General features: G+C 60.1%; 16 protein-coding genes. 5 read left to right on the forward strand and 11 right to left on the reverse strand.

The genetic code is table 11. The features are described 5' to 3' along the window. Positions 1-266: 266 nt before the first annotated feature. Entirely contained in the window at positions 267-3764 is a 3498-nt protein-coding gene (gene dnaE, locus C9E91_RS07710; protein ID WP_107108117.1) for a DNA polymerase III subunit alpha, read from the forward strand. 97 nt (positions 3765-3861) lie between these two features. On the opposite strand, the gene C9E91_RS07715 is transcribed toward dnaE, so the two are convergent. After that, complete coding sequence (locus C9E91_RS07715) at positions 3862-5127, reverse strand: L,D-transpeptidase family protein (protein WP_107107753.1); 1266 nt, start codon at positions 5125-5127, stop codon at positions 3862-3864. Between the two features lie 199 nt (positions 5128-5326). Here C9E91_RS07715 and C9E91_RS07720 point away from each other — a divergent pair, with 199 nt between their 5' ends. Then, positions 5327-7087, forward strand: a complete 1761-nt coding sequence (locus C9E91_RS07720; protein ID WP_107107754.1) for a GNAT family N-acetyltransferase — start codon at positions 5327-5329, stop codon at positions 7085-7087. Here C9E91_RS07720 and C9E91_RS07725 read toward each other — a convergent pair. Beyond that, complete coding sequence (locus C9E91_RS07725) at positions 7057-8346, reverse strand: DNA polymerase IV (protein ID WP_107108118.1); 1290 nt, start codon at positions 8344-8346, stop codon at positions 7057-7059. The genes C9E91_RS07720 and C9E91_RS07725 overlap by 31 nt on opposite strands. Before the next feature lie 79 nt (positions 8347-8425). On the opposite strand from C9E91_RS07725, the gene C9E91_RS07730 reads away from it, so the two are divergent. Beyond that, positions 8426-9007 (forward strand): GNAT family N-acetyltransferase, encoded by a 582-nt coding sequence (locus tag C9E91_RS07730; protein ID WP_107107755.1) that lies wholly within the window; start codon positions 8426-8428, stop codon positions 9005-9007. A 17-nt stretch (positions 9008-9024) separates the two neighbouring features. Here the strand turns inward: C9E91_RS07730 and C9E91_RS07735 are convergent, their stop codons facing one another. Next, positions 9025-9672 carry a hypothetical protein gene (locus C9E91_RS07735; protein ID WP_107107756.1) on the reverse strand — a complete coding sequence of 216 codons (648 nt, stop codon included), beginning with the start codon at positions 9670-9672 and terminating at the stop codon, positions 9025-9027. A 2-nt stretch (positions 9673-9674) separates the two neighbouring features. After that, positions 9675-9983 carry a DUF3572 domain-containing protein gene (locus C9E91_RS07740; protein WP_107107757.1) on the reverse strand — a complete coding sequence of 103 codons (309 nt, stop codon included), beginning with the start codon at positions 9981-9983 and terminating at the stop codon, positions 9675-9677. 131 nt (positions 9984-10114) lie between these two features. On the opposite strand from C9E91_RS07740, the gene C9E91_RS07745 reads away from it, so the two are divergent. Further along, complete coding sequence (locus tag C9E91_RS07745; protein WP_028754034.1) at positions 10115-10486, forward strand: response regulator; 372 nt, start codon at positions 10115-10117, stop codon at positions 10484-10486. A gap of 16 nt (positions 10487-10502) precedes the next feature. Further along, positions 10503-11876, forward strand: coding sequence for a PleD family two-component system response regulator (locus C9E91_RS07750; RefSeq protein ID WP_107107758.1), 1374 nt, complete (start codon positions 10503-10505; stop codon positions 11874-11876). Between the two features lie 810 nt (positions 11877-12686). Here C9E91_RS07750 and rpmG read toward each other — a convergent pair. The 7 genes from rpmG to plsY all read right to left on the reverse strand — a co-directional run bounded on the left by rpmG (position 12687) and on the right by plsY (position 21985). Next, positions 12687-12854 carry a 50S ribosomal protein L33 gene (rpmG, locus tag C9E91_RS07755; protein ID WP_003587245.1) on the reverse strand — a complete coding sequence of 56 codons (168 nt, stop codon included), beginning with the start codon at positions 12852-12854 and terminating at the stop codon, positions 12687-12689. A gap of 96 nt (positions 12855-12950) precedes the next feature. Further along, a complete protein-coding gene (locus tag C9E91_RS07760; protein WP_107107759.1) occupies positions 12951-14135 on the reverse strand; it encodes an MFS transporter in 1185 nt (394 codons plus the stop codon). Between the two features lie 306 nt (positions 14136-14441). Next, entirely contained in the window at positions 14442-14897 is a 456-nt protein-coding gene (locus C9E91_RS07770; RefSeq protein WP_107107761.1) for a DUF983 domain-containing protein, read from the reverse strand. 31 nt (positions 14898-14928) lie between these two features. Beyond that, entirely contained in the window at positions 14929-17307 is a 2379-nt protein-coding gene (rnr, locus tag C9E91_RS07775; RefSeq protein ID WP_107107762.1) for a ribonuclease R, read from the reverse strand. Further along, positions 17304-19976, reverse strand: coding sequence for a type I DNA topoisomerase (topA, locus tag C9E91_RS07780; RefSeq protein WP_107107763.1), 2673 nt, complete (start codon positions 19974-19976; stop codon positions 17304-17306). Before topA ends, rnr begins: the two co-directional genes overlap by 4 nt. A gap of 240 nt (positions 19977-20216) precedes the next feature. After that, positions 20217-21368, reverse strand: a complete 1152-nt coding sequence (dprA, locus tag C9E91_RS07785; RefSeq protein WP_107107764.1) for a DNA-processing protein DprA — start codon at positions 21366-21368, stop codon at positions 20217-20219. Further along, positions 21368-21985: a glycerol-3-phosphate 1-O-acyltransferase PlsY gene (plsY, locus tag C9E91_RS07790; protein ID WP_107107765.1), complete on the reverse strand. Its 618-nt coding sequence runs from the start codon at positions 21983-21985 to the stop codon at positions 21368-21370. Before plsY ends, dprA begins: the two co-directional genes overlap by 1 nt. Positions 21986-21989 lie beyond the last annotated feature (4 nt).

Consider the following 21989-nt stretch of genomic DNA (forward strand, 5'->3'; position numbering starts at 1 on the left):
AGCTATTGACTCTCGAACATAAATAGAACAAATAAGAAACATAACGAGTAAGGAGCGCGTAAATGACCGATATCATTCGAGACGTTGCAGCATTCACCTCCATCGTCATGTTTGTCGCCAGCTTTTCCCTCATCGTGATGGCGATGTGAATCTTATCCCCACGGGTGTCGCGATGCGCCCGTGATTCATGAGGTCAACTTCTGGACTTTATCGTCCGCTATGCCGAGAATGCAGCCGATTCATTTGGGCATGCGGAAGGGCATATGATGGCGGATATGGTGAGCAGCGGCGCAACAGGTGCGCCGGTCGGAGATACGCCGGAATTCGTGCACCTTCGCGTCCATTCCGCCTATTCGCTGCTCGAAGGCGCGTTGCCGCTGAAGAAGATTCTCGCGAAGGCGGCCGGCGATAGCCAGCCGGCCATAGCGATCACCGATACGAACAACCTTTTCATCGCGTTGGAATTTTCCCAGAAGGCGATGGATGAGGGCCTGCAGCCGATCATCGGCTGCCAGGTGTCGATCGACATGGAAGATGGTGTCGAGGGCGAAAAGCGCGGGCCGCAACAGGCGCTTGCCAAGCTGCCGTCCATCGTGTTGCTCGCCGCCACCGAGCGTGGCTATGAGCGGCTGGTCGATCTTGTCAGCCGCGCCTATCTCGGCGGCGAAGGCAATCAGGCAGTCCATATTACCGCCTCCTGGCTGAAGGAGATCGGCACGGACGGCATGATCGCGCTTACCGGCTCGCTCGGCGGTCCGGTCGATATGGCGCTGAAGGAAGGCCACGCGCCGCAGGCGCTGTCGCGGCTGCTGACGTTGAAGAGCCTGTTCGGCGACCGCCTTTATGTCGAATTGCAGCGTCACGGCACCTACGATCGCCGCCACGAACAGAAGATGATCGCGCTCGCCTATGAGCATGAATTGCCGCTGGTCGCGACCAACGAGGCCTTCTTCCCGACGCGCGATGATTACGATGCCCATGATGCGCTCATGGCGGTCGCCCACAATGCCATCGTTTCGGACGATACCCGCTTTCGCCTGACGCCGGATCACTATTTGAAGAGCCGTGCCGATATGGCGAAGCTCTTCGCCAATCTGCCGGAAGCGTTGGAGAACACCGTCGAGATCGCACGGCGCTGCTCCTTTGTTCTGAAGACACGCAAGCCTATCCTGCCGCGCTTCACCGGGGCCACCGCCGATCCGGAGGAGGCTGAACGCGCCGAGGCGGCTGAATTGCGTGCCCAGGCGGTCGAAGGTCTCGACCGGCGTCTCGCCTCGCTCGGCATGGCGTCGGGCTATACGGAGAACGACTATCGCGAGCGGCTGGAATTCGAGCTCAGCGTCATCGAGCGCATGAAATTCCCCGGCTACTTCCTGATCGTCGCGGACTTCATCAAATGGGCCAAGCAGCATGACATTCCGGTCGGCCCAGGCCGCGGCTCGGGCGCAGGTTCGCTGGTCGCCTATGCGCTGACGATTACCGACGTCGATCCGCTGCGTTTCTCGCTGCTGTTCGAACGCTTCCTCAATCCGTCGCGCGTGTCGATGCCCGACTTCGATATCGATTTTTGCCAGGATCGCCGCGAAGAGGTGATCCGCTATGTTCAGGCCAAATATGGCCGCGAGCAGGTGGCGCAGATCATCACCTTCGGTTCTCTTCAGGCGCGCGCCGCCCTTCGCGACGTCGGCCGTGTGCTGGAAATGCCCTATGGCCAGGTCGACAAGATCTGCAAGCTGGTGCCGAACAACCCCGCCAATCCGACACCGCTCAGCAAGGCGATCGAGGAGGAGCCGCGTCTGCAGGAGGAGGCCGACAAGGAACCGGTCGTCGCCCGTCTGCTCGATATCGCCCAGAAGATCGAGGGCCTCTATCGCCATGCCTCGACGCACGCCGCTGGCATCGTGATCGGCGACCGGCCGCTGTCGAAGCTGGTGCCGATGTATCGCGACCCGCGCTCCGACATGCCGGTCACCCAGTTCAACATGAAATGGGTGGAGCAGGCCGGCCTGGTGAAGTTCGACTTCCTCGGCCTGAAGACGCTGACGGTTCTGAAGACAGCTGTCGATTTCGTCGCCAAGCGCGGTATCACGCTTGATCTCGCCAGCATTCCCCTCGACGATAAGACGACCTACGACATGCTCTCGCGCGGTGAGACGGTCGGCGTGTTCCAGGTGGAAAGTGCGGGCATGCGCAAGGCGCTGATCGGCATGCGCCCCGACTGCATCGAAGACATCATCGCGCTGGTGGCCCTCTATCGTCCGGGCCCGATGGAAAACATCCCGGTCTACAATGCTCGCAAACATGGCGAAGAAGAGATCGAATCGATCCATCCGACGATCGATTATCTCCTGAAGGAAACGCAGGGCGTTATCGTCTATCAGGAGCAGGTGATGCAGATCGCCCAGGTCCTCTCGGGCTATTCGCTCGGCGAAGCCGATCTTCTGCGCCGTGCCATGGGTAAGAAGATCAAGGCCGAGATGGATCAGCAGCGCGAACGCTTTGTCGACGGCGCCGTCAAGAATGGCGTATCGAAGGGCCAGGCGGACGTCATTTTCGACCTGCTCGCCAAGTTCGCGAACTACGGCTTCAACAAATCGCACGCCGCCGCCTACGCGATCGTCTCCTACCAGACCGCCTATATGAAGGCGCATTATCCGGTGGAGTTCCTTGCGGCCTCGATGACGCTCGATATGGCGAATACCGAAAAGGTCAACGATTTCCGCCAGGATGCCAAGCGTCTCGGCATCGAGGTCATCGCGCCGTCGGTCCAGACTTCGTTCCGCCATTTCGAGACGGGCGAGAACCGCATCTATTATGCGCTGGCCGCCATTAAAGGCGTCGGCGAATCCGCCGTCGACCACATTGTCGGGGTGCGCGGCGACCAGCCTTTTGCCGGCATTGAGGATTTCTGCCTGCGCATCGATCCGAAGCAGATCAATCGCCGTGTGCTGGAAAGCCTGATCTGCGCCGGCGCCTTCGATTGTTTCGACATCGATCGCGCCCAACTGATCGGCGGGCTGGACCGGGTCATGGGCTATGCGCAAGTTGCGCAGGAAAATAAGCGAAGCGGTCAGTCCGACATGTTCGGAAGCGCAGCCTCGGGACCTGAGAAGATCTCATTCCCGCCTTTCACCCCCTGGCTCGCCTCGGAGCGGCTGCTGCGCGAATTCCAGGTGCTGGGCTTCTACCTCACCGCCCATCCGCTCGACACCTACAAGACCGTGCTGAACAAGATGCGCGTGCAGACCTTCGCCGATTTCTCTGCGGCGGTGAAGCAGGGGGCGAGCAATGGCCGCTTGGCCGGCACGGTCATTTCCAAGCAGGAGCGCAAGACGCGCACCGGCAACAAGATGGGCATCTTCGTTTTCTCCGATGCCTCCGGTCAGTTCGAGGCCGTGCTGTTTTCGGAAGTGCTCAATCAATATCGCGACGTGCTGGAAGTCGGCAAATCCTTCGTCATCACCGCGCAGGCTGACGAGCGGCCGGAAGGCATCAGCCTGCGCCTGCAAACGGCGCAGTCGCTGGAGGAAAAGTCGCTGCAGATGCAAAAAGCGCTGCGGGTCTACGTCCGTGATTCCGGCCCGCTGAAAGCGGTCGCCGCGCACCTCAACGCCAAGGGCGACGGCCTGGTCTCCTTCATCGTCATCAAGGAGGAGGGCAAGCGCGAGGTCGAGGTGGCGCTGCCGGAGAAATACCGCATCACACCGGAAATCGCGGCCGCGCTGCGCACCGCGCCGGGCGTGATCGACGTCGAGCTGGTCTAAAGCTCGTCGCGATCTTTCAGATTCGCTCCCACGCTTTAGCTCCTTGTTTTTGCATATCGTTTTCGCAAAACCGCCGCACACTTTTGCGCGACATGCATTAGCCGTTTTTCCCAAGGGCGCCGCGGTTGGTGATGGTGATGAAATCAGTGCCGTCGCCGGTTTCCGGGCCGATGCCGGTGTCGGAAATTGTCAGCGAGGAACCTGCGGTCAGCAGGTCCTGGATCTTGCGCCTGGCGTCATCGGGTATGGTGATGCGGTCGAGCGCACGGTCGGCGGCGTCGAGTGATTCGGCTTGTTCCTCGCTGGTGATGCCGAACCGCTTTTTCGCATCCCTGGAAAGATCGTCCTCCAGCGTCACGCCGAACCAGTCCGCCTTGCCGTTCACTTTGTCGATCGTATGGGCGGTAAAGAAATGCGTGCCGAGGGCTTCCTGCGGCTCGGCGATGATGGCTGGCGCTTCAAATAGCGGTTTGAAATTCTGCCGAACCATGATTTCGCCGTTCGCCGGCTCGCCCTTGCCAGCGAGGATATAGACAGCCTTCATCAGCGCCGGGCTGACGAGGCCACCCGATGTCGTGATGTTATGGGCCTTCTTGAAATCCTCGATCGCCTGCACCGTCGCAGGTCCGAGCATGCCGTCCGGCGTGCCTGTCGCAAAGCCCATGCTGTTCAAGATGCCCTGTAGGTCGCGGACATTTTCCCGCAGGCCCCGACGGGTGATGAGGATGCCGAGCGGAGCCTGATCGGCTGATGGTGCTTGTATGGCCTTTGGCATGGGCAGGGAGGCGACATCGTTTGTGGCGACCTGCACCGATTGCGCCTGCGGCAGGAAGGCCGCCGTCGACGGGCGCAGTTCGATATCGGAGAACAGAGCAGCGGCGGGCGCGACTTCAGGCTGGAACAGCATGGCATGTTCGAAAGGTTGTGGCACCAGCGGCTGGTCGGCGATGACAACATGCACGCCGCGTTCCGTCATCTGATAGAGCATCTTGGCAAAGGCCTTGGGCATCCGCACGCAGCCATGCGAGGCGGGATAGTTCGGCACCGAATTGGATTCGTGCAGGGCGATGCCGGACCAGGTCAGCCGCTGCATGAAGGGCATCGGCGACGCCGAATAGAGGTTGGACTCGTGATAGACCTCTTTTTCCAGAATGGAAAAGATGCCGCTCGGCGTCGTATGGCCGCGCTTGCCTGTCGAAACCTTCGATGTCGCCACCACCTTGTCGCCGTCATAGACGGCAAGCGATTGCCGGTCCTTCGATACGACGATCTGCAATGTGCGGGCATCTTCCTGGCCGAAGGCAGGATGAACGAGAGCTGTGGCCGACAGCAGGCCAAGCCCGAAAAGGAAACGCGGCTTCATATACACATACCAAAACGCAATACTCGTATGGCCGGACGTTAGACTTCGAAGTTTAAGGAAGACTTGAAGACGAGCCGTCCACTTGAATTGCTCTTTTGCAGCTTCATCAGCAAAGGCCTGTCCGATAGGCGCAATTGCGACAGGAAGTATTTTATGTAAATCTTAAATTGTAGGATGCGGAGCCGGGCGGGCGTTCGACATGCATGTGGACGTGATCGAAAAGCTGGAAGATCTGCGGGGGCTGAAAGACAACTGGGATCGGATCTATGAGATCGACCCGGAAGCACATTGTTTTCTATCCTGGACCTGGATATCGAGCTGGTTTGCCTCTCGTTCCCTGGCCTGGCTCGTGCTGGCGGCAAGGGAAGATGAGGGCGGTGCCTATGTGGCCTTCCTTCCAATTCAGCTCGGTACGGGGCTCGATAGGGGCAACGGCTTCTACAATACCATCGTCCTGGGTGGCTCCTATTTCGCCCCTTATACGGGTATTCTCTGCGATCCGGCCCATGCCGGTGGTGCGGTCTCAGCCTTTGCCGATCACATTCGCACCCTTCATTGGTGCAGTCTGCATCTCGACGATATCGATCGATCGTCCACGCGCATCGAGTCCTTCCTCGACCGCTTTCCACCAGAGGACTTTGTCGGCGACAGGGTCAAGCGCCCGATACAGATATCGGATGCGGCCGAGAGGATCGATCCGGAGATCCACGTCCATGTGACGCTGCCTGCGGATTTCGATTCGTTCCTGCACGAGAAACTGCATTGGCGGGCGCGGCGCAATATCCGCCACTGCCTGCGAACGCTCGAGGACTCGGCGGCACTGCGGATGACGCATGCCGACACATCAACCATCGAAGAGAATCTTGCGACGCTGCTGAGCCTCTGGTCGAAGCAATGGGGATGTCGCAATCACGGCTATATGCGTTACATCCTTGACAATTCGCGGTCGGTTCTGCCGGATTGCTTTCGCAGCGGTGATCTTTTTCTGCCGGTTCTATGGCAGGACGGGGTAGCGATTGCCGCTTCCGCCGTTCTTCTCGATCGTCCCAGGAAGAGCCTGATCTGTTTCCTCAGCGCCCGTGATGTCTCGATCCGAGATCTGTCCCCGGGCTTGATGCTGCATGCCTATACGATCCGCTGGGCGATAGAGAACGGCTTTCGGATCTACGATCTCGGTGCCGGCGATTATCCGCACAAGTATATTTTCGGCTCCGTCAGCCGGCGCATCGAGCGCTACCGGATCAACACACGGACAGGGCGGAACCTTGGCGAGCGGCTCGACGAGCATTGCCTCCCCTTTGTGTTCGCCCGCATCAAGAACCTGTATTCCGCCGGTGATCTGAGCGATGCCGAAATCGGCTGCCGGCAGGTTCTTGCCATCGAGCCGGCACAAAGTGAGGCCCTGTCGCTCTACCGCGAAGTCGTGGCGTCGCGGACGCTCTGGCAGGCGATCTCGTCCGATGCTGCTGAGGATATCAGCTCGGACGACCAAGGAGTGATCGACCGCGCCGAGGCGGAGAAGCAATGTCGCGCTACCATCGCCGAAAACCCGGGAGATTTCGATGCTGTGCATCGGCTGAGTATACTTCTTTTGCTGCGCGGCGAGGCCAGGGAGGCGGAAGCCGAGATCGGACGGGCACTGGAGCTGCGTCCCGACTCCGCTGCAGCCCATTGCACATATGGCAATATCCTCGCCGCGGTCAGGGATTTCGAAGGCGCCGTCGTCCGCTACGAACGCGCCATCGCCTTGGAGCCAGCCCATGCGATTGCCTATAATAACAAGGGCAATGCGTTGCGCCGTTTGGGGCGCACGGAGGAAGCGCTGGCGAGCTATGAAAAGGCGATTGCGATCAGGCCGAACTACGAGCAAGCAATAGCCAATCGCACGGCACTTTTCGACGAAGAGACGGACATGCTGCCGGCCATAATTCAGCTCTCGCGCTTGCCGCCGAATGTGTAGCCGGTTTCGACCGTCTTGTTGCCGAATTTTTCCCTGAGCTTGTCCATCGCCGCTTCCGCTGCGGCGCGACGGGTCGCCTGTTCGTCGATCAGATCCGGCGGGTCGGCGCGGGCGGCGTCGCAGAGATCGGTAACGCCGATGCCGATCAGGCGGAATTTCGTACCGTCAGTCTCGTGTTCGAGCAATCGCAGGCCGGTCCGGAAAATGCGGTCGGCAAGCTGAGTCGGGTCTTCCAGACGACGGTTGCGAGTGCGGCTTTTGAAATCGGCCGATTTCAGCTTCAACACGACGGTCTGCCCGGCAATGCCGCTGCGCTTCAAGCGGCGCGACACTTTCTCCGAGAGATCGCGCAGGATCGGCACTAGATCGTCATGGCGGGAAATATCGTCGAAGAAGGTCGTCTCCGACGATACGCTCTTTGCCGCTTCGTTCGGATGCACCGTGCGATCGTCGATGCCGCGCGACAGGCGAAAGAGCCGCTGGCCGATGACGCCGTAGCGGCGCATCAGGTCGCCTTCTTCCATGGTCTGCAATTGGCCGATGGTGCGGATGCCGTCGCTTTCCAATGTCGCGGCAAAGGCCTTGCCGACGCCCCAGATGGTGGTCACCGGACGCGGCTCCAGAAACGACAGCGCCTCCTGCCGTCCGATGACGGAAAAGCCGCGCGGTTTCTGCAGGTCGGAAGCGACCTTGGCCAGGAATTTGCAATAGGAAAGGCCGACCGAAATGGTGATGCCGATTTCGCTTTCGATGCGCTTGGCGAATTTCGCCAGGATGCGGGCCGGCGGATCATGGTGCAGGCGCTGCGTGCCTTCGAGCTCCAGAAAGGCTTCGTCGATCGAAAGCGGCTGCACCAGCGGCGTCAGCTCCTGCATGAGCGCGCGCACTTCGCGGCCGACGCGGACATATTTCTCCATATTCGGGCGGATGACGATTGCTTGCGGGCAAGCCTCCAGCGCCTTGAACATCGGCATGGCCGACCGGACCCCATGAATGCGGGCGATATAGCAGGCTGTGGAGACGACGCCGCGCTTGCCGCCGCCCACGATGACCGGCTTGTCGGCCAGCTCCGGATTGTCGCGCTTTTCGATCGAGGCATAGAAGGCGTCGCAATCGATATGGGCCAACGTCAGGCCATAGAGTTCGCGATGATAGACGAGGCGTGGACTGCCGCAGGCCCGGCAACGCGTGCGCTCAGCCGATTGCTCGCTCAGGCAATCGCGGCAGAAACCGGAAACTTTGTCGGGCGCGCTGGTCATGAAAATAGAACAAAAATTGAACATCGCCACCTTATGTTTTAAGCTCGTGAGTCTCAAGACGGAAAAGAGCGGGGAGGAGATGTTGGAGGAGTTGAAAGCGGTGCCTTTGACGGCGGAACGCTGGGGCGATTTCGAAACGCTCTTCGGGCCAAGCGGTGCCTGTTATGGCTGCTGGTGCACCCATTTCCGCGTCCCGACATCCGACCGCAAAACGATGGATGGCGGAGCGAAGAAAGAATTCATGCAAGCCCGCGTCGCCGCTGGCCCGCCGCCCGGCCTTCTCGGCTATATCGGTGCGCGCCCGGTTGCCTGGACGCAGGTAGGACCGCGATCGGAACTGCCGCAATGGAATTCGCCGAAAACCGTATCGCGGCCGCTCGATCCGGACGATGCCGAAGACAGCTCGGTCTGGGCCGTTAGTTGCTTCTTCATGAATTCGCGCGACCGCGGCAAGGGGTATAGCCATCGGATGCTGTCGGAGGCGGTGAATTTCGCCAAGGCTTCCGGTGCACGCATTCTCGAGGGTTGTCCGATTGAACGGACGAAACAATCGAAATCCGTCGGCCTCTATGTCGGCTCGCTCAACATATTCGAGGCGGCAGGATTTTCCGAGGTCGCCAAACGAAAGGACGGGCGCCCTTTGATGCGCCTTGTTCTCTGATGCCGGGGCGGGCGAGCTTAGCGGGCAATATGGGCGCGGATCAATGGCGCCACCTCTGCCCAATCGTTCGCCTGGGGAATATCGGCCGCCACAGCCGGCGCCATGCTATGGACGATCGAATCCGGCCTCAGGTTGATCAGAAGGCAGCTTGCGACATGCTCGCGGACCGAATGCAGATTGTGCGCCATATCGTCGACGAAGGCGACGGGCAGGGTGCGCTTGCCATGCAATGCCTGCACAATCGGCCCCTTCGGCTGCAGCGAGGCGAGCAGCGGATAGGCAAGGCCCAGCCTGTCGAGAAGACGGCGGCGCTGCGCCCAGAACTGCGGCGGCATGGCGGTGAGAAAGACGATGTCGGCATCCCTGGAGAAGCCGTCGAGGGTATCGATGACGCGATCCAAGGGCGTCTGCCACTGCTCCTGCGCTTCGAAAAAGGCGTCGATCAGGCGATGGACCTCTTTTTCCTCCAGCGCCGCGCCACCCCTCTTCGAAATGATATTGCCGGTCAGCCGGAAGGACCGCGGCAGGAATTCATGGCCTTCACCGTCAAGAAAGATCAGGAAAGGCGCAAAGAAATGCAGCACGACATCATCGACATCGCAGACGATCAGCGGCCGGTCTCCAAGGCGGACATGCGATGTATCAAATTCGATCGGGGCATCCATCGTCAATATTCCCCCGAGGAAAGGCCGGGCGGCGAGAAATGTGCCGAGGCGGCAGCAACCGTTTCCGGCGCGATGCCGCTTGCCTGGCAGAATGCGAGCAATGTCGGCTCGTGGTTCATCAGAAAATCCAGCATGCCTGCCAGGAAAGCGGGTTCGTTGATGGCGTTGCGCACCTGTGCCGGTTCGACACCGGTCAGCGCCAGGAAGCGGCCGAACATATCAGGCTCATTGGCCAGCCAGCCAAGTACGGCGATCGCGGTTTCCTGCGGATCGGCGGCCGCCACCTTCGAGTTCTTGAAGTTACTTTGCATTTTGAGGGGTAAGTTACCTATTTTTCAACCAAATGCCGCTAGCGTCGGATTCAAGTATTTCTGGAATCGATTTCTCGCGACGTTATATTTTCATAGAATGGATGCAATACCGGATGCAGGGACAGCTCTCCATGCCTAAGCAGGTGATGATTGTAGAAGACAACGAGCTCAATATGAAGCTCTTTCGCGATCTTATCGAGGCGTCCGGCTACACCACGATCCAGACCCGGAACGGCATGGAAGCGCTTGATCTCGCTCGCAAACATCGCCCGGACCTGATCCTCATGGACATCCAGCTTCCGGAAGTTTCGGGGCTCGAGGTGACGAAGTGGCTGAAGGAGGATGACGATCTGCACGTCATTCCGGTGATCGCGGTCACCGCCTTCGCGATGAAGGGCGACGAGGAACGAATCCGTCAAGGCGGCTGCGAAGCCTATGTCTCCAAGCCGATCTCGGTCCCGAAATTCATCGAGACCATCAAGACTTATCTGGGCGACGCCTGAGCGCGGGGAAAGACTAATGACCGCGCGTATCCTGGTGGTTGACGACGTACCCGCAAACGTAAAGTTGCTCGAAGCACGGCTGCTGGCCGAATATTTCGACGTGCTGACGGCGGAGGACGGCTTGAGAGCGCTCGCCATCTGCGAAAGCACCCAGGTCGACCTCGTCCTGCTCGACATCATGATGCCCGGCATGGACGGTTTCGAAGTCTGCGAGCGGCTGAAGTCCGATCCGCGTACTTCGCATATTCCCGTGGTCATGGTCACCGCGTTGGATCAGCCGGCCGATCGCGTGCGCGGCCTGAAGGCCGGCGCCGACGATTTCCTGACCAAGCCGGTCAACGACTTGCAGCTCATTTCGCGGGTCAAAAGCCTGCTGCGCCTGAAGACGCTCAGCGATGAGCTGCGCATGCGCAACGAGACGGCGCGCAACTTCGGCATCGACGATCTCCTGCGCTTCGGTGAAGGCCGCGCCGACGAGAGCGGCCATGTGTTGCTGGTCGATGGCCGCGCCAATTCGCAGGAGCGCATCATCCGCGCCCTGAAGCCGATCGCCGAGGTGACGGTGACGTCCGATCCGCAGGCGGCCCTGTTCGAGGCTGCCGAAAAGCCGTTCGAGCTTGTCGTCGTCAATTCGAATTTCGATGACTACGACCCGCTCAGGCTTTGCTCGCAGCTCCGCTCACTGGAGCGCACTCGGTTCCTGCCGGTGCTGCTGGTGACGGAGCAGGGGGCTGACGAAATGATCGTCCGGGCGCTCGATCTCGGCATCAACGACTATATTATCCGCCCGCTCGATCCGAACGAGCTGGTTGCCCGCTGCCTGACGCAGATCCGTCGCAAGCGCTACAACGATCGTCTGCGTGCCAGCGTGCAGCACACGATCGAGCTTGCCGTGACCGATGCACTCACCGGGCTCAACAACAGGCGCTATCTCGACAATCATCTGAAGATCCTCTTCAACCGTTCGCTGACGCGCGGACGGCCGCTTTCGGTCCTGATTACCGATATCGACCGCTTCAAGCAGGTGAACGACACCTATGGCCATGACGCCGGCGATGAGGTGCTGAAGGAGTTTGCCGCCCGTATTCGCTCCACCGTGCGCGGCGCCGATCTGGCCTGCCGCTATGGCGGCGAGGAATTCGTCGTGGTCATGCCAGATACGCCGCCTGATGTTTCGGCCGCCGTTGCCGAGCGCCTGCGCGCTGCCGTCGAGACCATGCCCTTCACGCTGCGCGAGGCAGGGATTGCGCTGAATGTCACCGCCTCGTTCGGCATTTCGTCGCGTTTGGAGACAGTCGAAACACCCGAGCAGTTGATGAAGCAGGCCGATCGCGCCCTTTACGAAGCTAAACACGGTGGCCGCAACCGGGTTGTCGCGGCGGCGGCTTGATCAAAATGATGCTGTCGAGGCCCATTAATATTCATGGGCTTTTGCAAGTTTTGAACAGTGATTACAAATTTGTAATCTTTGTTCCCGGACCAGGCATGCCGATTTCCACAGGAGAATAGGCTCTATATTTGCCACAGTAAGCTCACAGAAAATACTTGTTATATTTGATAGAAAATCGATGTATAGCGTGTATTTGTTGTGATAATTTTGCCATGTATAAAGTTGAAATGGCGAAAAACTGTGAGTATTCCATGAATAACATGACTGTCATCATGGTATGAAAAGGCGCCTAAATATCTGTAGTCAAACTTTGCTATGCATACGATCATTACCTCTTTATTTTTGAGATCTACTCGCTTTCAGATTGTCGTTTTTTCAAGCCAACAAGACTGAATGACAGCAGGAATTTTAACCATTCGGGCAGACGAGAACTTTTTATCATTAAGAATTTGTTGATTTTCTTTCGATTTCGCGCAAATTTAGTCTCGTACAAGGACAGGCCCGCAAGGGCGTGGCAATACCCCATGATGCTCAGGTCCGCCGCATCTCCTGGGTCGTGGGGTCGGTCGGCTGGCAAGCAATTTTAAGCGGTTCCTCGTGCCGTTTTGCAGGCTAGCCGACCCCCAATTCGAAACGCCGCCTTCCAAAGGAAGTGCGGCGTTTTTCTTTGTTAATATCAGAAAGTTGAGTTTTAGCTTTTTCTGTTTTTCCGGCGCCTTGATGAGGTTTTGCACAGAAAAAGAAAGCCGCCAAAAGAAAAAGGCGCTAACCTTATGGTTGCGCCCTTTTGTAATCAGAAGTTTAGGAAACTTACTTGATCTTCGTTTCCTTGAATTCGACGTGCTTTTTAGCAATCGGGTCGTACTTCGTCTTCGTCATCTTATCCGTCATCGTACGGCTGTTCTTCGTCGTGACGTAGAAGAAACCGGTGTCGGCCGTCGACAGCAGCTTGATCTTGATGGTGGTAGCCTTGGCCATGGTCGTCCTGCCTTTAAGAAAAATGAAAGCCGTGGACGGCCAGTGCGGAGGTCCACGGCAAATTCTGGCGCGAAACTACAAATCGCGCCCGAAAAGTCAACCCCTGCTGCCCATGAAAAGCAGCCGTATCGCCGAAAGCAGGACATATAGTCCAAAGAAAAAGGCGATTGCCCAGGCAAAACCGCTGGGATTGACCAAATCCATGGCGGTTCCGATCGTCGGTGGACCGAGAACCATCCCGACGGCATAACAGAAAACAAAGGCGGCATTGGCGGCGACAAGGTCCGCGCCCGTCAGCCGCGTTCCGAGATGGCTGAGGCCGACCGTGTACATGCCGGAGACGCAGCCGCCCCAGAACAACAGGATGACCGCCAGAAGTATCCAATTCCAGGCCAGAGAGGGCAATAGGAGCGCTCCGACCAGCCCGATGGCGGCCATGATCGACAGCAGCGGCCGCTTGTCGCGCAGGCGGTCGGCAAGCAGCCCCAGGGGGATCTGGAAGACGAAGTTGCCGACGCCCATCACGGTCAGCAGCAATGCCGCCTGTGATTCGTTGAAACCAAGCCGGGTCGCATAGCTGGTGAACAACGACCCGCCGCCGACGGTCACGGCGCCGAATACGAAAACGGCGGCGGTCGCCGTGGGCACCAGGAAGACATAGCGGATGAAGTGCAGCTCCGGCTTTTCGTCGACGATGGGGCTTTCGTTGCGGGCAATGAAGATCGGGATTGTCGCCGCCAGAATGATGCAAGCGCCGATGATGAAGGGCATCAGCCCTTCGCTGCCGACCAGCGAGAAAAGCAGGGGACCGGCCGCGAAGCCGAGCGAGAAGACAGTGGAGTAGAGGCCGAGTACGAAACCGCGCTTGGAGGGCGGGGAGGCGGCGTTGATCCAGAATTCCGACAGGATGAAGAGGGTAGTGGTGGACCCGTGGAAGATCAGGCGCAGCGGAAACCAGAGCAGCAGGCTTTCCGCATAATAGAAGCCGAGCGAGCTCAGCGCGGAGAGCACGACGGCCCAGATCATCGTCTGCACCACACCGAATCGGTGGGCGAGCTTCGTGGTGATCAGCGCCGCTATCATCGCGGCGATCCCCATCATTGCCGTGTTGAGCCCGATCAGGCTCGAGGGAATGCCGCGTTTTTCGAGGATGATGCTGAGAAGCGGAAGGCCGAGGCCGATGGCGATGCCGACAGCGGAAACGGACGAAATGGCGGCGACGAGCGAAGGCCAATGAATTTCTTCGACATGGCCGGCCTTGCCGTTCGTCGGTTCAAACATGAATTGATCCTTAGAGCATGTGGCGAACGAATCGTTCGCAACGCGGAAGATAGAAAGGCACGGCTCGGCCAAATCCAGGTGACGGGTCGGCTTTCATGGGATCGATCATGTCCTCCACAATGCTCCTTTCGACGCCCGGCATGTTCAGACAAGAAATGCCGCCGATGTCAAGCCATTGGAGATCAAGCAATTCCCGCGAATCATGAATATATGGCGGATCGATACTGGTTCCATCCGAAGGGAGTAAGGGCGCACGCTCGCTCCTGCCGGCCGGCAAGGCTGGTGATCTCAGCTCGAGCCTTTGGATCACGACCGGCCGTTTCCCCGATCCCATTCTTCGGGACTGTCGTCATGGCCGCCGAAGCCATGCATCCGCAGCGCCCATTGCAGGCCGATGACACCGCCTTTGATCGGCTGGATTGCTGTGAGGGCAGTGATCACCGTAATCGGCGCCCAGATGGCAAGATGCGCCCAGATCGGCAAATGAAAGGCCATATCCGTCATCATGTAGCCGCCGACCACGACGTGGCCGAGCAGGAGGACCACCAGATAGGGCGGCAGGTCGTCGGCACGCTGATGGAACAGCTCCTCGTCGCAGACGGCGCAACGGTCGACTGGTTTCAAGAAGGCCCTGAAGAGCTTTCCCGTGCCGCAGCGCGGACAGCGGTTCAGCAAACCGCGGGCGATCGAGCGTCCGAGCGGACGTTCAGCCTCGTCGGGGCCGCCAAAGCGGATGATGGGATCGGACGGGCTGCTCGTCATGGTACTTTCCTTCCTGCCGGCAGCCACCGTTTTATCGGCGTCCGCGCGGCGGTCTCGTTCCAGGCGCTTTGCGCGCCGGGGTCTTGTTGCGCCGCGTCGCCTTGTGGAAGGAACGCACCGCCGTGGGCATGGCGCGGCCGTCGCTCAGCATTTCGAAGCGCAGGGCGCCGGCAAGCGGGATCGCTTCCGCAAGACGCACCGTGACGCTGTCACCGAGGCGAAAGCCTAGCCCTGTCTTTTCACCTGTCAGCGCCTGATGGGCCTCGTCATAGATGAAATAGTCGGAGCCGAGCGTTGATATAGGGATGAAGCCGTCAGCGCCATAGTCGGGCAGGGTGACAAAAAGTCCCGATTTGGTGACACCGCCAACGCGCGCCTCGAATTCCTCGCCGACGCGGCCGGCAAGATGATGCGCGATCAGCCGGTCGACGGTCTCGCGTTCGGCAGCCATGGCACGGCGCTCGAATGTGGAAATTTCGGCGGCGATATCGTCGAGCGTTGCTTCCTCGTCTGGCGTGATGCCGCCTTCGCCGAAGCCGAGCGAGCCGACGAGGGCGCGATGCACGATCAAATCCGCATAGCGGCGGATCGGCGAGGTGAAATGCGCGTATTTCATCAGGTTCAGGCCGAAATGACCGATATTGTCGGGGCTGTAGATCGCCTGGCTCTGCGAGCGCAGCACCATCTCGTTGACCATGGTTTGATGCGCCGTGCCATCAGCCTTCGCCAGGATGCCGTTGAAGCTGTTGGCGCGGACATTGCCGCCCTTGGCGAGAGAGATGCCGAGCGTTGCGAGGAATTCGCGCAGCACTTCCTGCTTGGCAAGCGTCGGGCCGTCATGGATGCGATAGATCAGCACCTGCCGCTTCTTTTCCAGCGTTTCGGCGGCGGCGACATTCGCCTGGATCATCATTTCTTCGATGAGCTTGTGGGCATCGAGACGCGCCGGCACGAAGACCCGGTCGACCGTGCCATCCGGCTTCAGCAGGATCTTGCGTTCGGGCATGTCGAGCTCGAGCGGCTGGCGCCGGTCGCGGCCGCGCCTCATGACCTCATAGGCATGCCAGAGCGGCTTCAGGATCGGCTCCAGCATCGGTCCGGTCTTGTCGTCCGGCTTGCCGTCGATTGCCGCCTGCGCCTGTTGATAGGAGAGCTTGGCGGCACTCTTCATCATGATGCGATGGAAGGTATGGCCAGCCTTGCGACCTTCTTTGGAAAAAATCATTCGCACGGCAAGGGCAGGGCGGTCGACACCTTCCTTGAGAGAGCAGAGATCGTTGGAGATGCGCTCGGGCAGCATCGGCACGACGCGATCCGGGAAGTAGACCGAATTGCCGCGCTTCAGCGCCTCGCGATCCAGCGCTGAGCCCGGGCGCACATACCAGGAGACATCGGCGATGGCGACGGTGACGATCACACCACCCGGATTGTCAGGCGAGGGATCCAGTTCGGCATAGACCGCATCGTCATGGTCCTTGGCGTCGGCCGGATCGATGGTGATCAGCGGCAGGCTGCGCCAATCCTCGCGATGCGACATGGTGGCGGCCTTGGCGGCGTCAGCCTCGGCGATCGTGGCCGCCGGAAAGACATGCGGGATGCCATGCGCATGGATGGCGATCATCGAGATCGCCTTTTCGGAAGCGACGGAGCCGACGACCGACAGCACCTTGGCGCGCGGCAGGCCGAAACGGCCGAGGCGAGCCACTTCGACTTCGACCAGATCGCCGTCCTTGGCGTCGCCGGTATAGTCCGGATCGATGACCATTTCCTCGCCGCGCCGCTCGATCGGCATCAGCCGTCCGCCGCCGCCCGGCGTCTCGCGAAAGACGCCCATGGTCGCGGCCAGACGCTTGTCGATGACCCTGATGATGCGCGCGGTATAGGCCGGGCCGCCGCGATCGACCGCCGGAAAGATCTTGGCGAGGATGCGATCGCCCATGCCGGCAACCGGAGCCTTGCCCTTGCCGTTGCGACCGGCAGGGGAAGAGGACTGCTTAATCATTACGGCCGGCGCCACGCCGTTTTCCTCCGGCCATTCGGTCGGACGGCCGATCAATCCGCCATCCTTGTCGCGCGTGGTAATGTCGAGGACGGCGATCGGCGGCAATGCTCCGGGGCGGATGAGCGATTTGCGGCTTTTCTGCACCATGCCGTCTTCTTCAAGCTCGCGCAGGAGGTTTTTGAGCTCGACACGGCTCTCGCCCTTCAACCCGAAGGCCTTGGCAAGCTCGCGCTTGGAAGCCTGCTGCGGGTGATCGGCGATGAAGCGCAGGAGGACTTCGCGCGGCGGCAATACACCGTGCACGATCGCCATCATCGGTTCCTGGTCGCCGCTGTTTTTCGCCGCACGCCCGGCCTTGCCGGGGCGTCGCTCCGACGATGAAATCCTGCCGCGCGGTTCTCTGCTCACTCTGCGCTCTTCTTTTTGGTTGCCGTCTTGGTCGCAGGCTTCTTTGTAGCAGCTTTTGGCTTGGCGGTCGTCTTCGTCGCCTTGGCGCCTGCGGCCGCAGCCTTCGCCTTGGCAGGCGTCTTCTTCGGCGCGCTGCCGCTCTTGCCGGCCTTTGCTGCGATCAGAGCCAGAGCTTCCTCGACCGTAATTGCCTGCGGGTCAGTCCCCTTCGGCAGCGTGGCGTTGACCTTGCCCCAATTGACATAGGGACCATATTTGCCATCGCGAACGGTGATTGCACCGCCGTCCGGATGCTGCCCGAGATCCTTCAGCGCCGCTGGCGTACCGCCGCGTGCCCCACCGCCGCCAGCCTTGCTCTGCTTTTCAGCGAGAACGGTGACGGCACGGTTAAGACCGACGGTGAAAACATCCTCGACCGTCTCGAGATTGGCATAGCTGCCGTCATGCAGCAGGAACGGCCCGTAGCGGCCGATGCCGGACGAGATCATCTTGCCGCTTTCCGGATGCTTGCCGATATCACGTGGAAGCGAAATCAGCGCCATGGCCTTTTCATAGTCGATATCTTCGGGCTTCCAGCCCTTCGGCAGCGACGCACGCTTGGCTTCCTTGCCGTCGCCGCGCTGGATATAAGGTCCAAAGCGGCCGGAGCGCAGCGTCAGCTCTTCGCCGGTTACCGGATCGGCGCCGAGCGCCTTCGGTTCGCTCAGCCCGCTGGCTTCGGCCTCCGTGCCGCCTTCCGAGGAAAGCTGGCGCGTGTAGTTGCATTCCGGATAGTTCGAGCAGCCGATGAAGGCGCCGTATTTGCCGAGCTTCAGCGACAGGTTGCCTGTGCCGCAGACCTGGCAGATACGCGGATCGCTGCCGTCTTCGCGCTTCGGGAAGACCAGCGGTGCGAGCGCCTCGTTCAGCGCGTCGAGCACATTGGTGACGCGCAGCTCCTTCGTATCCTCGATCTGGGCGAAAAAATCGCGCCAGAAGTCGCGCAACACGTCCTTCCAGTTCAATTCGCCGGCGGAGATGCGATCAAGCTTCTCTTCGAGATCGGCGGTGAAGTCGTATTCGACGTATTTCGTGAAGAAGCTTTCGAGGAAAGCGGTGACGAGCCGGCCCTTGGCCTGCGGCACCAGCTTGCGCTTGTCGATCGTCACATAGTCGCGGTCGCGCAGCGTCGCCAGCGTCGCCGCATAGGTCGACGGGCGGCCGATGCCGAGTTCTTCCATCTTCTTGATCAGCGATGCTTCCGAATAGCGCGGCGGCGGCTCGGTGAAGTGCTGGGTCGAATTGATCTTCTGCTTGGCGAGATTTTCGCGCGCATTGATCTCCGGCAGGCGGCCATCCTCGTCGTCGGCATCGTCGCTCTGCTCGCCGTCTTCCTTCTGGTCGGTGTAGGCAGCGATAAAGCCGTCGAAGCGGATGACCGAACCGACAGCGCGCAAGCCTGCCTTCTGGCCGGCATTGTCAGCCAGGATCTCGACGGTGGTTCGCTCGATCTCAGCCGACGCCATCTGGCTGGCGATGCCGCGCTTCCAGATGAGGTCATAAAGCCTGATCTGATCGGCATCGAGGAATTTGCGGACGCGATCCGGCGAGCGATCGAAATCGGTCGGACGGATCGCCTCGTGCGCTTCTTGAGCGTTCTTGGCCTTGGTTGAATAAAAGCGTGCTTTTTCCGGCAGGTAGCGATTGCCGAACTGATCGGCGATGGAGTGCCGCGCTGCATCGATCGCTTCCGGCGCCATCTGCACGCCGTCCGTACGCATATAGGTGATGAGGCCGACAGTCTCGCCGCCGATATCGACACCTTCATAGAGCTTCTGCGCGATCTGCATCGTGCGGGATGCCGAGAAGCCGAGCTTGGAGGAGGCGGCTTGCTGCAGGGTGGACGTGGTGAAGGGCGGGCTCGGATTACGCTTGACCGGCTTTGCCTCGACCGTGTCGACAACGTAAGCCGCGCCTTCCAGCAGCGTCTTCAGTTTACCGGCTTCTTCGCCATTGCCGATCGAACGCGGCTGCAGGCGCTTGCCGTTGGCGGCGACCAGCCGCGCTTCGAATTCGTCACCGCGCGGTGTCTTCAGGATCGCCGAGAGGTTCCAGTATTCTTCGGAGACGAAACGTTCGATCTCCGACTCGCGGTCGCAGACGAGGCGCAAGGCCACCGACTGCACGCGGCCGGCCGAACGGGCACCGGGCAGCTTGCGCCAGAGCACAGGCGACAGGTTGAAGCCGACGAGATAGTCGAGGGCGCGGCGGGCAAGATAGGCGTCGACCAGCGGCACGTCGATATCGCGCGGCTCGGCCATCGCGTCGAGCACGGCCTTCTTGGTGATGGCGTTGAAGACGACGCGCTTTACGGGCTTGCCGTTGATGACGCGCTTCTTGTTCAAGAGGTCGAGCACGTGCCAGGAAATCGCTTCGCCTTCGCGATCCGGGTCGGTCGCGAGAATCAGGCCGTCGGAGGATTTCACTGCGTCGGCAATGTCCTTGATGCGCTTTTGCGAAGCGCCGTCGACTTCCCAGAGCATTTCAAAGTCTTGATCCGGCAGAACCGAACCGTCCTTGGCAGGCAGGTCACGCACATGGCCGAAGGAAGCAAGAACCTTATATCCGGGTCCCAGATACTTATTGATTGTCTTGGCCTTGGCAGGCGATTCCACCACTACAACGTTCATCACATATCTCTGAATACGAGGTCGCGCCGGAAAACGGCGCGGGAGAGACGGGGTATTTTAGTTTCCCCGGCCTTCCGACATGGACAGGGAATTCGTCGCGGTCAAGAGGTGAAGTTGATTTTTGCAATCAGCGCGGCGATGCGATCCTGCAAGATGACATCTATGTTACAATCGCTGATAAACGCCTTCGAACGCTCTTGGCGGGGTACGGTCATCATATCGGAATGGTCGGCAACATTTTCAATCCAACATCGAGATTGACACCAGTCCGCCGGGATGCCGATGCAGCCGGCCGGCCATGTCGAGTTCCAAAAGCACGGAATGGACTGAGGATACCGATAGACCGGTATGCCGGATGATATCGTCGATCTCTACCGGCGTCGGCCCGAGCGCATCGATGATCTCCCAGCGGTCGGTATCGTCCGGCGGCAATGATATCGGTTTGTCGCTCTTTTCAGCGGGCGCTTCGGCAAGCTGCGGGCGGAAAAGATCGGGCTCGGCCAGCGGCCTCAAGGCTTCGATGACATCTTCCGGCCTGGTCACGATCATCGCACCATCCTTCAACAAGCCATTGGTGCCTTCGCAACGCGGATCGAGCGGAGAACCGGGTACGGCAAATACCAGACGGCCGAATTCGCCCGCGAGCCGCGCGGTAATCAGTGAGCCGGAGCGCGTTGCCGCCTCGATCACGACGACGCCCAGCGAGATGCCTGCTATCAGCCGGTTGCGGCGCGGGAAATCCCGTGCGCGTGGTTCCCAGCCGAAGGGCATTTCGCTGACGGCGAGTCCATTGCCATCCCATATTTCATGCAAAAGGCCGATATTTTCGGGCGGATAGGGCTGATCGAGCCCGCCGGCCATCGCGGCGATCGTGCCGGTTTCCAGGCTGGCGCGGTGAGCCGCCGTGTCGATGCCGCGGGCAAGGCCGGAGACGACGGCATAGCCGGCTTGTCCGCAGGCGCGGGCGATCATTGCGGTGAATTTGGCGCCGCTGATCGAAGCGTTGCGCGAGCCGACGAGGCCGATCGCCGGCCGGGTTGCTGTCGGCAGATTGCCTTTGACGGCGAGAAGCGGCGGCGCGCCGTCGATCTCCCTCAGCGCCTGCGGATAGTCCGGTTCGCCGATGCCGACGAAGCGTGCGCCGAAACGATGGGCGGCTTCCAGTTCACGCAACGCATCCTGCTCGCTGGCAATGCGGATCACTCGGGTCGAGCCGCCGCGCTGCGACAGCTCCGGCAACGCGGCGAGTGCGGCTTCGGCTGAGCCGTAGTGACGGATGAGGTCGCGGAAGGTGGAAGGGCCGACATTGTCGGAACGGATCAGGCGGAGCCAAGCTATCCTTTGTTTTTCCGTCAGCGCAATTCCAATTCGTCCTGCGCTGCCTCTTCCCATTACCCCTTCGCTCCGATCTTGGTTTCCGTGCCGGCCGTCAGCCGGGCAATATTTGCTCTGTGCTTATACCAGGCGATGACGGTCATCAGCGCCATGGCCGCGGCGATCTTATCGGCGCCCAATATCCATAATGCAACCGGAATGACAAGGGTTGCAACCAACGCGGAAAGAGAGGAGTAGCGGGTCGTAAAGGCGATCGCCAGCCAGACGATGGAAAAGATCAGCGCCATCAACGGCGCGAGGCCCAGGAGAATACCGAGATAGGTCGCGACGCCCTTGCCGCCCTTGAAGCCGATCCAGACCGGAAAGATATGGCCGATGAAGGCGGAAAAACCGGCGAGCACGCTCGCATCCTCACCGAAGAAATGCGAGACGATCAGCACGGCGAGCGTCCCCTTGAAGGCGTCGAGCAGCAGCGTTGCTACCGCCAACGGCTTGTTGCCGGTGCGCAGCACATTGGTCGCGCCGATATTGCCGGAGCCGATCTTGCGGACATCGCCGAGGCCGGCCATCCGCGTCAGAACCAGGCCGAAGGGAATGGACCCGAGCAGATAGCCGATGACAATAGCTGCCAGCGCCGTCGGCAGGGTGAGCTGCCATGTCCAGAAATCCGCCATCACT

The sequence above is a fragment of the Rhizobium sp. SEMIA4064 genome, from assembly GCF_003025035.1.
GTDB classification, from domain to species: Bacteria; Pseudomonadota; Alphaproteobacteria; order Rhizobiales; family Rhizobiaceae; genus Rhizobium; species Rhizobium paranaense.

Excerpts from the sequence above, each read along its gene's own strand:
- dnaE (WP_107108117.1), top strand. The coding sequence starts at position 267 with ATGGCGGATATGGTGAGCAGCGGCGCAACAGGTGCGCCGGTCGGAGAT.
- C9E91_RS07715 (WP_107107753.1), bottom strand. The coding sequence starts at position 5,127 with ATGAAGCCGCGTTTCCTTTTCGGGCTTGGCCTGCTGTCGGCCACAGCT.
- C9E91_RS07720 (WP_107107754.1), top strand. The coding sequence starts at position 5,327 with ATGCATGTGGACGTGATCGAAAAGCTGGAAGATCTGCGGGGGCTGAAA.
- C9E91_RS07725 (WP_107108118.1), bottom strand. The coding sequence starts at position 8,346 with ATGACCAGCGCGCCCGACAAAGTTTCCGGTTTCTGCCGCGATTGCCTG.
- C9E91_RS07730 (WP_107107755.1), top strand. The coding sequence starts at position 8,426 with ATGTTGGAGGAGTTGAAAGCGGTGCCTTTGACGGCGGAACGCTGGGGC.
- C9E91_RS07735 (WP_107107756.1), bottom strand. The coding sequence starts at position 9,672 with ATGGATGCCCCGATCGAATTTGATACATCGCATGTCCGCCTTGGAGAC.
- C9E91_RS07740 (WP_107107757.1), bottom strand. The coding sequence starts at position 9,983 with ATGCAAAGTAACTTCAAGAACTCGAAGGTGGCGGCCGCCGATCCGCAG.
- C9E91_RS07745 (WP_028754034.1), top strand. The coding sequence starts at position 10,115 with ATGCCTAAGCAGGTGATGATTGTAGAAGACAACGAGCTCAATATGAAG.
- C9E91_RS07750 (WP_107107758.1), top strand. The coding sequence starts at position 10,503 with ATGACCGCGCGTATCCTGGTGGTTGACGACGTACCCGCAAACGTAAAG.
- rpmG (WP_003587245.1), bottom strand. The coding sequence starts at position 12,854 with ATGGCCAAGGCTACCACCATCAAGATCAAGCTGCTGTCGACGGCCGAC.
- C9E91_RS07760 (WP_107107759.1), bottom strand. The coding sequence starts at position 14,135 with ATGTTTGAACCGACGAACGGCAAGGCCGGCCATGTCGAAGAAATTCAT.
- C9E91_RS07770 (WP_107107761.1), bottom strand. The coding sequence starts at position 14,897 with ATGACGAGCAGCCCGTCCGATCCCATCATCCGCTTTGGCGGCCCCGAC.
- topA (WP_107107763.1), bottom strand. The coding sequence starts at position 19,976 with ATGAACGTTGTAGTGGTGGAATCGCCTGCCAAGGCCAAGACAATCAAT.
- dprA (WP_107107764.1), bottom strand. The coding sequence starts at position 21,368 with ATGGGAAGAGGCAGCGCAGGACGAATTGGAATTGCGCTGACGGAAAAA.
- plsY (WP_107107765.1), bottom strand. The coding sequence starts at position 21,985 with ATGGCGGATTTCTGGACATGGCAGCTCACCCTGCCGACGGCGCTGGCA.